12 protein-coding genes are annotated in these 12574 nt (G+C 56.9%); 3 read left to right on the top strand and 9 right to left on the bottom strand.

What is annotated here, in order from left to right:
* Window positions 1-95 precede the first annotated feature (95 nt).
* The 9 genes from AC2FEB_RS12185 to rplO form a co-directional block, all read right to left on the bottom strand.
* Entirely contained in the window at window positions 96-1406 is a 1311-nt protein-coding gene (locus tag AC2FEB_RS12185; protein ID WP_117870175.1) for a replication-associated recombination protein A, read from the bottom strand.
* 3 nt (window positions 1407-1409) lie between these two features.
* The gene (locus tag AC2FEB_RS12180) at window positions 1410-2795 is read right to left on the bottom strand and encodes a trypsin-like peptidase domain-containing protein (RefSeq protein ID WP_496672192.1); all 1386 of its coding nucleotides are present in this window, start codon (window positions 2793-2795) and stop codon (window positions 1410-1412) included.
* A 162-nt stretch (window positions 2796-2957) separates the two neighbouring features.
* Window positions 2958-3377: a 50S ribosomal protein L17 gene (gene rplQ, locus AC2FEB_RS12175; RefSeq protein WP_117870177.1), complete on the bottom strand. Its 420-nt coding sequence runs from the start codon at window positions 3375-3377 to the stop codon at window positions 2958-2960.
* Between the two features lie 118 nt (window positions 3378-3495).
* A complete protein-coding gene (locus AC2FEB_RS12170) occupies window positions 3496-4512 on the bottom strand; it encodes a DNA-directed RNA polymerase subunit alpha (protein WP_117870179.1) in 1017 nt (338 codons plus the stop codon).
* Between the two features lie 114 nt (window positions 4513-4626).
* Complete coding sequence (rpsK, locus tag AC2FEB_RS12165) at window positions 4627-5016, bottom strand: 30S ribosomal protein S11 (protein WP_058283499.1); 390 nt, start codon at window positions 5014-5016, stop codon at window positions 4627-4629.
* 15 nt (window positions 5017-5031) lie between these two features.
* Window positions 5032-5400 (bottom strand): 30S ribosomal protein S13, encoded by a 369-nt coding sequence (gene rpsM / locus AC2FEB_RS12160; RefSeq protein ID WP_008757392.1) that lies wholly within the window; start codon window positions 5398-5400, stop codon window positions 5032-5034.
* 401 nt (window positions 5401-5801) lie between these two features.
* Window positions 5802-6446 carry an adenylate kinase gene (locus AC2FEB_RS12155; RefSeq protein ID WP_496672197.1) on the bottom strand — a complete coding sequence of 215 codons (645 nt, stop codon included), beginning with the start codon at window positions 6444-6446 and terminating at the stop codon, window positions 5802-5804.
* The gene (secY, locus tag AC2FEB_RS12150) at window positions 6443-7807 is read right to left on the bottom strand and encodes a preprotein translocase subunit SecY (protein WP_117870185.1); all 1365 of its coding nucleotides are present in this window, start codon (window positions 7805-7807) and stop codon (window positions 6443-6445) included. Before secY ends, AC2FEB_RS12155 begins: the two co-directional genes overlap by 4 nt.
* A 109-nt stretch (window positions 7808-7916) precedes the next feature.
* Window positions 7917-8390 carry a 50S ribosomal protein L15 gene (rplO, locus tag AC2FEB_RS12145; RefSeq protein WP_117870187.1) on the bottom strand — a complete coding sequence of 158 codons (474 nt, stop codon included), beginning with the start codon at window positions 8388-8390 and terminating at the stop codon, window positions 7917-7919.
* 318 nt (window positions 8391-8708) lie between these two features.
* On the opposite strand from rplO, the gene AC2FEB_RS12140 reads away from it, so the two are divergent.
* The 3 genes from AC2FEB_RS12140 to AC2FEB_RS12130 all read left to right on the top strand — a co-directional run bounded on the left by AC2FEB_RS12140 (window position 8709) and on the right by AC2FEB_RS12130 (window position 12436).
* Window positions 8709-9743 (top strand): fatty acid desaturase, encoded by a 1035-nt coding sequence (locus AC2FEB_RS12140; RefSeq protein ID WP_117870189.1) that lies wholly within the window; start codon window positions 8709-8711, stop codon window positions 9741-9743.
* A gap of 180 nt (window positions 9744-9923) precedes the next feature.
* Window positions 9924-11561 (top strand): sulfatase-like hydrolase/transferase, encoded by a 1638-nt coding sequence (locus AC2FEB_RS12135; RefSeq protein WP_299899032.1) that lies wholly within the window; start codon window positions 9924-9926, stop codon window positions 11559-11561.
* A gap of 668 nt (window positions 11562-12229) precedes the next feature.
* Window positions 12230-12436 carry a cold-shock protein gene (locus tag AC2FEB_RS12130; protein ID WP_117870195.1) on the top strand — a complete coding sequence of 69 codons (207 nt, stop codon included), beginning with the start codon at window positions 12230-12232 and terminating at the stop codon, window positions 12434-12436.
* Window positions 12437-12574: the final 138 nt, after the last annotated feature.

Raw genomic sequence — 12574 nt, 5'->3', positions numbered from 1 at the left:
AAGTCCTCCCCTGCAAGCGTTAACCCAAGGGAAGCGTCCAATTTCAATCCTGTCGTCTGTGACGCTGCGGAAGGTCCACAACTGACCCTGCGTAACTAGCTGTTCCGCTGCGTCCGCAACTTGGCAAAGTAATCGAGGCGCTTCTTCAACTCACGCTCAAACCCACGTTCGACCGGTTGATACAGAACCGGGCGTTTCATTGTCTCGGGGAAGTAGTCCTGACCGGAAAACCCGTCCTCGGCATCATGGTCATAGGCATAGCCTGCACCATATCCCTGATCCTTCATCAAAGAGGTCGGCGCGTTCAGGATATGCTTGGGCGGTGGCTCGCTGCCGGATTGCTTGGCCAATCGCATTGCCGCCTTGTAGCCGACATAGGTGCCGTTGGATTTTGGCGCCAGGGCTAGATAGACCAGCGCCTGAGCAAGCGCCAACTCTCCTTCCGGGGAACCCAGACGTTCGTAGGTTTCCCACGATTGCAAGCAAATGGCCTGCGCCTGTGGATCGGCCAAGCCTATATCCTCGACGGCCATGCGTGTGATCCTGCGTGCAAGATACCTTGGGTCCTCGCCCCCGGTCAGCATGCGCGCAAACCAATACAAAGCCGCATCCGGGTCAGAGCCGCGCACCGATTTGTGCAGGGCCGAGATCAGGTTGTAATGCTCATCACCAGACTTGTCGTACTTCGCAGCCCGCCGCATCAATCGCGTCGACAGCGCATCGGGGCCCAGCGGCGCATCCACCTTCCACGCTGAAACCTGTTCGATCAGGTTCAGCAAAGCCCGACCGTCGCCATCGGCCATCTCCTGCAACGCATCGCGTGCGGCAGGCGTCAATGGCAACGCACGGTTCAGCTCTTTTTCGGCCCGCTGGGTCAGACGCTCCAGATCGGCAAGGCTGAGCCGTTCCAGCACCAACACCTGCGACCGGCTGAGTACAGCGGCATTCAGTTCAAAGGACGGGTTCTCGGTCGTTGCGCCGACCAACAGGATGGTGCCGTCTTCCATATGGGGCAGAAACCCGTCTTGCTGTGCCTTGTTGAAGCGGTGGATCTCGTCCACGAACAACAACGTGCCCTGCCCGTTCTGGCGGCGGATTTTGGCGGACTCGAAGACTTTCTTCAGATCCGGCACACCAGTAAAGATCGCACTGATCTGAACGAAGTGCAGATCGGTTTCCTGTGCCAACAGCCGTGCAATCGTCGTCTTTCCAACTCCGGGTGGGCCCCAGAAGATCAGGCTGGATAAACTACCTGCCGCCAGCATAACACCCAGCGGGGCTTCGGGGCCCAGCACCTGTTCCTGCCCGATCACCTCGGCCAGGGATCGAGGCCGCAACCGGTCAGCCAGAGGCCGGTGTGGGGAAGCGGCGGGTTCTGCCGGCCCGGTATCGAACAGATCACTCACAGGTCACAACCGGAACCGCAAAGAAACGGACCGCCCCCCGCGCAGCAGACCAATCTGCACGCGACGGCCCGGGTCGGTCAGCGCGGTCTCAACGTCCCGAGGGCGCTGGATTTCTTCAGAATTGATGCTTTCAAGAATATCACCGGATCGCAAACCCGCCCTTGCGCCGTACGGACCGGGATCCACCACGACGACACCGGTCTGCGACAGCAACAAACCCATCTTGGTGATCATGACAGGATTGACCCGAGATACCACCAAGCCCGGAAGAACGGTTCTGTCATTCAACGTCGTTTCTTCGGCGGCCGGAACATCGGGGGCTTTGATAAGGGCCACCTCAACATCTTCACTTTGCGCGCCGCGCAAACGGGTCAGAACCGAGGTTCCACCAACCCCGGCGACCGACATCCGAAACTTCATCTCGGCGGGCGAGTTTACCTCATCCCCGTCCACATGCGTTACCACATCTCCCACTCTGAGCCCCGCGTCGCGCAGCGGGCTGAGTTCATGCAGGTCAGAGATCACAACGCCCAACGGGATGGCCAGACCAAGGGACTCCGCGATATCTGCGCTCATGTGTTGACCCGACATTCCCGCCCACGGGCTGACGAAACTGTCATTCCCCTGCTGCGCCTGCTTCAGGAATTGCGCCACCAGATTGGCAGGGATAGCAAAGCCGATGCCATTTGATCCACCCGATCGGGTCAGAATGGAAGTATTGATCCCGATAAGATGGCCATTCACATCGATCAGCGCCCCACCGGAGTTACCCGGGTTGATTGCAGCATCTGTCTGAATGAAATACCCGCGGCTATTCCCGGTTGCCGTGCCCGTGCGCGCCAGCCCCGAGATGATGCCGGATGACACCGTCTGCCCCACCCCGAATGGGTTTCCGATGGCCAGGGCCAGCTCTCCGACTTCGACCTGATCGGAATCGCGAAGGGTCAGGTAAGGCAGGTCTTCGGCCCCTTCCAGACGCAGGATCGCGATATCGCTTTCCTCGTGACCCAGCACAACCTCAGCCGAAAACTCGCGCCGGTCCGTCGTGACAACCCGGATCTCGGTCGCGGACCCGACCACGTGATAGTTGGAAACAACGTACCCATCGTCAGACAGAATAACCCCAGAACCCAGCGAGTTTTGAACTCTCTGACGGGGTTCTTCAAAACCCCGGCCAAAGAAGTCCTGAAAGAACGGATCCGAAAAAAACGGGCTTGCCCGGTCCTGCCGGACGATCTTGGCATAGATGTTCACAACCGCTGGTGAGGCCTGTTTTACGACCGGTGCGAATCCCAGCGAAATCTCAGCCTGTGACTGCGGAACTGTCGTTTCGGCCATACCTTGCGTAGCGCAGGTCAAAGCAACAAGGGTCAGCATTGCGCGGATCATGGTGGCTCCGTTTTTTTGTGATTGGCCCAGATATGCTGACACGCAATCTGAATTGCAAGTCGGCGCTCCAGTAGGTCCCGTAACATGTCCCGGAAAGCCAGAACGAAAAAACCTCCGTCCGGTTTCCCGAACGGAGGTTCGAACCTGACCATGTGTCAGATCTTATTCTTCGGCAGCCTCTTCGGCGGCAACGCGTGCCTTGTCGGCCGCGCCTTTGGCGTCCAGATCGCGGTCAACGAATTCGATGATCGCCATCGGGGCCATGTCACCATAGCGGAAGCCAGCCTTCAAAATGCGGACATAACCGCCCTGACGCTCGGCGTAGCGAGGGCCCAGAACCTCGAACAGCTTGGCGACGTCTTTGTCTTCTTTCAGCTGCGATGCGGCCTGACGGCGGGCGTGCAGATCGCCGCGTTTGCCCAGAGTGACCAGCTTTTCGATGATCGGGCGCAGTTCTTTTGCCTTGGGCAGAGTTGTCTTGATCTGCTCATGTTCAATGAGCGAGCCAGCCATGTTCGCAAACAGAGCCTTACGGTGCTCATGAGTACGGTTCAGGCGGCGGTAACCACGTGCGTGACGCATTTTCTAGTTCCTTCTTCAGCGTTTTGCTTTGTCTGGTCGGCGATGCGTGTCACCGGCTCTCCTTGGGGCGGATATGCCCATTTTGTCCCCGGAAACCCGGGCATTGATGAAGACGCGCTTAGAACGCGTCTTCGAATTTTTTGGCAAGGTCTTCGATGTTGTCGGGCGGCCAGTCCTCGACATCCATACCGAGGTGCAGGCCCATACCGGACAGCACTTCCTTGATCTCGTTCAGCGACTTGCGGCCGAAGTTCGGGGTGCGCAGCATCTCGGCTTCGGTCTTCTGGATCAGGTCGCCGATGTAAACGATGTTGTCGTTCTTCAGGCAGTTTGCCGAACGGACCGACAGTTCCAGCTCGTCCACCTTCTTCAGAAGCAGCGGGTTGAATTCCAGACCATCGTCTTCGTCCTGACGGCTTGCCGATTCCGGCTCGTCGAAGTTGACGAAGATCGACAGCTGATCCTGCAGGATACGAGCGGCAAAAGCCAGCGCGTCTTCCGGCGTGATCGAACCATCGGTTTCGATCTTCAGGGTTAGCTTGTCATAGTCCAGAACCTGACCTTCACGGGTCGGCTGAACATCATAGGCAACCTTCTTGACCGGCGAATAGATCGCGTCGATCGGGATCAGGCCGATAGGTGCATCTTCCGGCTTGTTCTTCTCAGCCGAGACATACCCTTTGCCGGTGTTGACGGTCAGTTCCATGAACAGGTCTGCGCCATCGTCCAGGTGGCAGATGACGTGATCGCGGTTCAGAACCTCGATGCCGGCGCTCTCGCTGATGTCGCCGGCGGTGACGACTGCGGGGCCTTTGGCATTGATCGACAGGCGCTTGGGGCCTTCGACCTCCATGCGCAAGGCAACCTGCTTGAGGTTCAGGATGATGTCGGTGACGTCTTCACGAACGCCTGCCACGCTCGAAAACTCGTGCAGGACGTTGTCGATCTGGACGCTGGTGATGGCCGCACCTTGCAGCGAGCTCATCAGGACGCGGCGCAGGGCGTTGCCCAGGGTCAGACCAAAGCCACGCTCCAGCGGTTCAGCAACCAGGGTGGCCTGACGTGCAGGATCATTACCCGGCTTGGCTTCCAGCTGGGTCGGCTTGATCAATTCTGCCCAATTCTTGTGGATCATGTAATCCCTCCATTCCTGTCCGCGCCCCATGACCAACAAGGTGCAGACGCCCGAGGTTCAAAATGACGTGCTGGGGCCGTGCGTACACACAGCCCCAGCTCAATTCCAAATCGCTTAGACGCGACGACGCTTCGGCGGGCGGCAACCGTTGTGAGCAATCGGTGTCACATCTCGGATCGATGTGATGTTGAAGCCCACTGCAGCCAACGCGCGCAGTGCCGATTCACGGCCCGAACCGGGCCCCTGAACTTCGACTTCGAGCGTTTTGACGCCGTGATCCTGCGCCTTCTTGCCTGCGTCTTCTGCAGCCATCTGAGCGGCGTAGGGTGTCGATTTACGCGACCCTTTGAAACCCATGGTCCCGGCAGAGGACCATGCAATGGCGTTGCCCTGCACGTCCGAAATCAGGATCTTGGTGTTGTTAAAGGTCGAGTTCACATGGGCAACGCCCGATGCGATGTTCTTGCGCTCTTTGCGCTTAACGCGAGTCTTGTCACGTGCCATCAGTCAGACCCTCCCTTATTTCTTCTTACCAGCAATGGCCTTTGCGGGGCCTTTGCGGGTACGAGCATTGGTGTGGGTACGCTGACCGCGAACCGGCAGGTTGCGGCGGTGACGCAGACCGCGATAGCAGCCCAGGTCCATCAGGCGCTTCACGTTCATCTGAACTTCACGACGCAGATCACCTTCGACGGTGAAGTTTGCGTCGATGTGCTCGCGGATGGCCAGAACTTCGGCGTCGGACAATTCATTGACGCGACGGTGCGCTTCAATACCTACGGCTTCGCAGATCGCTTTGGCCGAGGTGTTTCCGATACCGGTGATATATGTGAGGGCGATAGGTACCCGCTTTGCAGTCGGGATGTTTACGCCGGCAATACGTGCCACGTGTCACTTTCCTTTTTGTTGCGGTTCCGTAACTCCGGAACCTTTTTTCACAACACCTGACCGTGGCAGTGACGCCAGAGGGTCCAGTATTATTCGAGGTGGTCGGGGCGCAAGCGACGAATCCCTCACGCGATCTTGATTCCCTTTAGGGATGGGGGTCGATATGGGCTTTTAAGCTTGGCGTCAAGTCCATATCAATCCGGCCAGCAAACCTTCTCTCTGACATACTGATCGAAGATGAAATGAATGCTGGTTTGGTCGTTACAAAAATCCATATGGGTACTCAGGCCACCTAGTACTCATCACGGCTAATCCACACAGTACAATGCCCCCAAGAAGGCCAACCAGAAATACGGCAGAAGCCTTGTTGTAGGCATTCTAGAACACCAAAAACCTGACGTTCAGCTCAAGATGGCTTCGATCGAAGCGGTGACTTCCTTGATATCCGCCAGCCCGTTCACCGGACGCAGATCACCCTTGGCGTAGTAATACCCAATCAGCGGCGACGTCTTCTTGTAATATTCCATCAAACGCGTGCGCAGGCTTTCCTCGTTGTCGTCGGCGCGACGCACGAAGTCATTTTCCTTGCCGCAATTGGTGCACTTTCCATCAGCCGGGATCGGCTTGGTCCTGTCGTTGTAGACCTCACCACATCCGCCGCAGGTCGAGCGTGCGGTGATCCGATCCACCAGGGCGTCATCGTCTACGCGCATCTCGATCACAGTGTGCAGCGACTGGCCCAGCTTGGTCAGCAAAGCTGCCAACGCATCGGCTTGTGCCAATGTGCGCGGGAAACCGTCAAAGATGAAGCCAGCACCTTTTTCGGTGGTCAGTTTCTCTTCGATCAGACCGATGACGATCTCATCGGTGACGAGCTTGCCCGCGTCCATGATCGCTGCAACCTTCTTGCCCATCTCTGTGCCGCTGGTCCGCGCCTCGCGCAGCATGTCACCCGTGCTCAGTTGGATCATACCGCGGGTTTCAACCAGGTGACGCGCCTGCGTTCCCTTGCCTGCCCCCGGGGGGCCCAGAAGAATGATGTTCATCGACGAGCAGCTCCCTTTCTGCCGCGTTTCTTGCCTTTGCCACGCAGTTGGGACTTTTCGATAAGCCCTTCGTATTGATGCGCAAGCAGATGGCTCTGAACCTGCTGGATCGTGTCCATGGTCACAGAGACGATAATCAGAACCGAGGTGCCACCGAAATAGAACGGAATGGCGAACTGGCCGCGCAGGATCTCGGGCAGCAGGCAGACCGCCGCCAGATAGCCCGAACCCAGCACCAGAACGCGGTTGACCACATATTCCAGATACTCAGCGGTTTTCTTGCCGGGCCGGATACCGGGCACAAATCCGTTCTGCTTTTTCAGGTTGTCCGCCACATCGTCCGGTTTGAACGACACGTTGAACGTATAGAAATACGCAAAGAACACGATCATCGACGCAAAGAACAGCAGGTAAAGCGGCTGTCCGGGGCCGAAATTGGCCAGCAGCCAAGACATGATCGGTCCGTTCGCAGCACCTGACGAGAAGGTCGAGATCGTGACCGGCAGCAGAAGCAGCGAGCTGGCGAAGATCGCCGGAATGACACCCGCAGGGTTGACCTTGACCGGCAGGTGGCTGGAGCCGCCTTCGTAGATTTTCATACCGGCCTGACGGCGCGGATACTGAATGTGGATCTTGCGCAATGCACGTTCCATGAACACCACGAAGGTGATGACAGCGATCACCATGACGATCACGCCAACGATGACGGCAGGGCTGATTGCACCGCTGCGTCCGCTTGCAAAGAACTGCGCCAGAGCGGCCGGAACCTCGGCAATGATACCCACGAAGATAATCAGGGAGATGCCGTTGCCGATACCGCGTGCGGTGATTTGCTCACCCAGCCACATCAGGAACATGGTGCCGCCAACCAGCGTTATCATGGTCGACATCCGGAAATAGAGACCCGGATCGGTCGCCAGATCGCCCGATTCCAGCGAAACGGCCAAACCATAGGCCTGAACGGTGGCCAGCGCCACGGTGCCGAACCGGGTGTACTGGTTGATCTTCTTGCGCCCTTGCTCGCCCTCTTTCTTGAGTTGCTCGAGCGCGGGAACCATCGATGTCAGCAGCTGAACGATGATCGAGGCCGAGATATAGGGCATGATGCCGAGGGCAAAGATACCCATCCGCCCCAGCGCCCCGCCGGTGAACATCGAAATCATGCCGCCGATGCCCTGCCCCGCCTGCTCCATGAATTCGCGCAATGCTGCTCCGTCGATCCCCGGCACCGGAATGAAGGTGCCCAGACGATAGACGATCAGCAAACCCAGCGTGAACAGGATGCGGTTGCGCAGATCGGTGGCTTTGCCTAAAGCAGCCCAGCTTGTGTTGGCTGCCATTTGTTCTGCTGCTGATACCATAAATCGGTCTCTCTTATGCAAACGCCGCCCGGAACCGTTTTCCGGCTCGGACGGCGTCTTGGAAAACTCTGAGGTCTATGTAAGCGGGTCTTTGCCCGCTCACAAGCGATTACTCTGCCGCAGCAGCTTTTGTGACCTTCAGTGAACCGCCCGCTTTCTCAACTGCCTCGACAGCAGATTTCGAAGCACCGGTCACTTCCAGGTTCATCTTGGCGCTGATTTCGCCTTTGGCCAGAACGCGGATACCGTCCAGCTTGCGACGGACCAGACCGGACGCAACCAGAGCGTCTTCGGTGATCGCAGCCGTAGCGTCCAGTTTGCCGGCTTCGACGAATTTCTGGATCAGCCCCAGGTTGACAACGGCGAATTCCTTGCGGTTCGGCTTGTTGAAGCCACGCTTGGGAAGACGCTGGTACAAGGGCATCTGACCGCCTTCATAGCCATTGATGGCTACACCCGAACGGGATTTCTGGCCTTTGATACCACGGCCACCCATTTTACCTTTGCCGGAACCCGGACCACGACCGACGCGCGTGCGTTTCGTTGAGGCGCCGGGATTGTCGCGCAATTCATTCAGTTTCATTTCGCTTCTCCTAAGCCGGATATGACCCCGAAGCGTGATGGGCCAAACACGGCATTTCTTGGTTTTGATTCTCGTGGCGGAATGCCACCGCAGGCGTATAGGCCCGATAAACACACTTGACAAGCCTGTAGATTGCCATCCGCCTTGCGATGTCGGCAGATGGTCCCGAACCAGGCTGTCCAAGTGATACAGAAAGGGCACCCCAGCCCGCTTCTGACCGAAAATTGACTGCGAAATATAGCAACTTTGTCAAAAACCTCTTGCCATGCCGGGGTGGTAGTCTATCCGGTTGCCTGCAAACACTAGACTGGCAGGCGTATGACTGAACCCTCTCTCTCGCTCCGGGATAAGCCGGAGACTACCGCTGCACGCGACTGGGTAACGACGCTTGCCAAATATCGCGAACCGGACCAGCTGCGCAGCTTCTTCGAGTTGGGTGTCAGTATTATCCCCTTCTTCGCGTTATGGGGTTTGTCCTGGATGTCGCTGTCAGTCAGCTATTGGCTGGCCTTTGCGATTTCCGTCCTCAACGCGGCCTTCCTGTTGCGACTGTTCGCCATTCAGCATGATTGCGGGCACGGCGCGTTCTTCAAGAATCGAACGATCAGTGACTGGATCGGGCGTGGAATCGGAGTTCTGACGCTGACGCCTTATGACGTCTGGCGCCGCACCCATTCCACACATCACAACAGTTCCGGCAATCTGGGCAAGCGCGGGATGGGCGATATCCACACCCTGACCGTGGCCGAGTATCAGGCCAAAACACCGATGAACAGGTTCTGGTACCGCGTGTATCGAAACCCGATTACCCTGTTCGTGCTTGGCCCTGGCTATCTGTTCCTGTTTCAAAACCGCCTTCCGCTGGGCCTGACAGACAGCGTCAGGTTCTGGGTCAGCGCGATGGCCACCAATCTTGCCATTCTGGTTGCACTCGTGGCCATCTACTATTTTGGCGGGCTGATGCCGATGTTGCTGATCTTCCTGCCCTCGACACTGATTGCCGCTACGGCCGGAGTTTGGCTGTTCTACGTACAACACCAGTTCGAGGACACACATTGGGAATCCGATGAAGACTGGCAACTACACGAAGCGGCGTTGCACGGAAGTTCGCACTACATCCTGCCCTCGGTGTTGCAGTGGTTCAGCGCCAATATCGGCATCCACCATGTACACCACCTCTACAGCCGTATTCCGTTCTACCGCCTGACCGAAGTGCTGCGCGATCATGATGAGCTGGCGAACAGCAACCGGATGACAATCCGCGAAAGCCTCGCCAACGCGCGCCTGCATCTGTGGGACGAGCAGAGCCGCCGCCTGTTGTCCTTCGCCGAGGCACGAGCACTTTACGGGTAAAGGGCGCGTTCAGCGAGGCTGAGCGCAACCAAAACCTCGCAAACGGTGCACTCATGACCGCACCCAAGGTGCAGCCGTACGTCTCTAGGCGAAACGCGGCTACTCACTTTCTCCAAATCGAATATTTGACTACTTGCTTCCGGCCGTTATCCTCCATGTGAATTAGTCTGGGGGGGACAGATGCGTTTTCACGTTGTTTTTTCACTGGCCGTAACTGCCGCAACACTTCTTCATGCTCAAGATCAGCCGATAGTGCATGACGGTGAGTACCAGTTTCTCAGGGCTCAGTTCGGCGACCGATGGGACGCCCAAGATGCCGATTTGAGTGCAAAGCTGGCAGATATTCGATCCGCCAACAACGACCGCCCTCCGAACATTGTCTATATTCTGATTGACGACGTGAGTTTCGGCCTGATGGGCAATCGAGCGCTGAATTACGTGGCTGGATTTGACACCCCGGAGATCAACGATTTTGCATCAGAAAGCCTGTCGTTGATGCGAATGTATACAGAGCCATCATGTACCCCTACGCGAACTGCATTCCTGACAGGTCGACACCCTGTTCGTGCAGGCCAGGAAGAAGTTAAGGTTGCATTGGTTGGCGAAGGTCTGTCGGCGGACGAAGTGACTCTGGCAGAGATCCTAAAGAAAGCGGGATATAACACCGCCCATGTTGGCAAGTGGCATCAGGGGGACATTGAGCAATCGTTCCCGCATAATCAGGGGTTTGATCAGGCGTTCTTTCCCGTTCATCAGCAAGTGCAGTTGAGCTTGATGACTCCCGAAGCCGCGGCAGCGACCAACCTGAATGGTTGGCACCGGTCCACACAATCTGGTCAGTTTGCCATCGACGAGTTGTTCAAACCTTACGGGCTTGTAACGGGCCTGGAAGCTGAAGAAGGCGGTTTGGCCCGTGAAGTCGATCTTGCTCCGGGTGAAGAATGGACGCAGGCGCATTACGAACGGATGAACGAACGCTACCAAGCTCAGGCGATGGAGCAGCTTGAAAGGCTTTCACAGGAAGACGCTCCGTTCTTTCTTCAATACTGGCCATTGTACCCGCTGAACTTCACCTATTCCGAACAGCAAACCAGCCGGAATGGCGGCTTCATGGCGGACAAGATGGAAGTTGTGGATGCATGGATAGGAGAGTTGCTGTCCAGGATTGATGACTTGGGCGTGTCCGAAAACACGCTTGTCGTCCTGATGGCGGACAACGGGATTTTCAAGCAGTATTCCCCGGATTCAGGAATGATGGAACTGATCTATCGGGGCGGAAAAGCTGAACATCTTGAGGGAGGCGTGCGCGTCGATGCTTTTGTCAGATGGCCGGCCGCAATCGAAGCGGGCAGCTATGCCGGTGATATTATTCATGTCTCAGACCTGTACACCACGCTTGCCCGGATCGCGGGCGGCAGTGAACATATCCCGCGTGATCGGGTAATTGACGGGATCGACCAGACGGCCTTGCTATTGGAGGGCGAAGGGAATTCACGGCGAGACTATGTCTATATCTACGAAGGCCCTGTTTTGCGTTCGATTGTTAAGCAGGAATTCAAGATGCACATGCCACCGCCGGGTGTGCCCGGCGCCGCAGCCCCGGTTTTCAATATACTGCGTGACCCTCGTGAATCCACGCCGGACATCGGCGGCTCACTCTGGTCCGGTGCGTCCTTTCAGGACATGATGAAGAGGCACCAGAAGATGATCGAAAAGTACCCTCACCTGCCACTGGGCAAAGGTGTGCCCTACGGAGGGATCGAGAATCTGCGCCCGGAAAGTGAAAAGGCCCGCGAAGTGTTTTCGAGCTGGCAGTGAGAGTGGTTTAGTACTTTCGGTCAGTCGGTTCGACGGAAAGACATCAAGAAAGCCCATATGCCCCTGAAAGAGGGTAAAACCATCGACATGTCCACTTGTCTCTGGCCACCCCGACTTGGGCACGACCTGTCCAATGGCAAACAGCACCGCGACCAGCGTGGCTGCGGGAAAAGGGTGTGACCTTCTGATTGAGAGAGCCTGGGGCAGCATGAATGCCAAGCCGCACAGCAGCCGTGAAAATCAAGAGTGGCCGCTCAATCCGTTTGACACTGCTGGGCAAGGCAGCAACGCGGTAGAAGAACCTTCGGCACCGGGAATGCGAGCACTGTGGACATCGCTCGTGCCGTGACCAGATCACGGGCCTGGTTAACGGATTCTGATTTCCGTTTGTATGCTCCGACCCAAAAAACACATCATATAGAAAGCACTCAAAACGATGGTCAAACCCGTCGGCGGAATCTTGTACAAACCGGACAATTGACCCGCAAACCCTTGCACAAATCCAACAAAATCTCTTGTCACAGTCTCGCCCCGATGCCATATGAAAAGAGCTTACGTTTATCTATTCGACCTACTGTCTCCTTCATCGGCAGTCAGTCTATCGATACAGACCGACGACGCCAGGCTGCCGCAACTCCGTGGGCAGCACTAAAACAGGAGACACGGATATGCCTACAGGCACCGTAAAATGGTTCAATACCACTAAAGGCTTCGGCTTCATCGCACCGGATGAGGGCGGCAAAGATGTATTCGTACACATCTCGGCCGTTGAACGTTCGGGCCTGACCGGCTTGGCCGACAACCAGAAAGTCACGTACGAGCTGCGTGCCGGTCGTGACGGCCGCGAAAGCGCCGACAGCATCCAGCTGGCCTAAGCTTGATATCGGGTGAGGGGATCCCCCTCGCCCTCTTCCCGCCGCGACCTCCGGTGGCAGGCAGGACACATCACGTCCACGTGATGTCTGCCCTAGAATTGACCAAATATCATATCATGATGAAACTGGTACTCAGGT

Source organism: Ruegeria sp. YTSC106, assembly GCF_059609765.1.
The sequence above is the reverse complement of the archived record's forward strand: the minus strand, read 5'-3'. Positions and strand labels throughout refer to the sequence as shown.

Excerpts from the sequence above, each read along its gene's own strand:
- secY (WP_117870185.1), bottom strand. The coding sequence starts at position 7,807 with ATGGTATCAGCAGCAGAACAAATGGCAGCCAACACAAGCTGGGCTGCT.
- rplO (WP_117870187.1), bottom strand. The coding sequence starts at position 8,390 with ATGAAACTGAATGAATTGCGCGACAATCCCGGCGCCTCAACGAAACGC.
- AC2FEB_RS12135 (WP_299899032.1), top strand. The coding sequence starts at position 9,924 with ATGCGTTTTCACGTTGTTTTTTCACTGGCCGTAACTGCCGCAACACTT.
- AC2FEB_RS12180 (WP_496672192.1), bottom strand. The coding sequence starts at position 2,795 with ATGATCCGCGCAATGCTGACCCTTGTTGCTTTGACCTGCGCTACGCAA.
- AC2FEB_RS12130 (WP_117870195.1), top strand. The coding sequence starts at position 12,230 with ATGCCTACAGGCACCGTAAAATGGTTCAATACCACTAAAGGCTTCGGC.
- rpsK (WP_058283499.1), bottom strand. The coding sequence starts at position 5,016 with ATGGCACGTGACAAGACTCGCGTTAAGCGCAAAGAGCGCAAGAACATC.
- AC2FEB_RS12140 (WP_117870189.1), top strand. The coding sequence starts at position 8,709 with ATGACTGAACCCTCTCTCTCGCTCCGGGATAAGCCGGAGACTACCGCT.
- rplQ (WP_117870177.1), bottom strand. The coding sequence starts at position 3,377 with ATGCGTCACGCACGTGGTTACCGCCGCCTGAACCGTACTCATGAGCAC.
- AC2FEB_RS12155 (WP_496672197.1), bottom strand. The coding sequence starts at position 6,446 with ATGAACATCATTCTTCTGGGCCCCCCGGGGGCAGGCAAGGGAACGCAG.
- AC2FEB_RS12170 (WP_117870179.1), bottom strand. The coding sequence starts at position 4,512 with ATGATCCACAAGAATTGGGCAGAATTGATCAAGCCGACCCAGCTGGAA.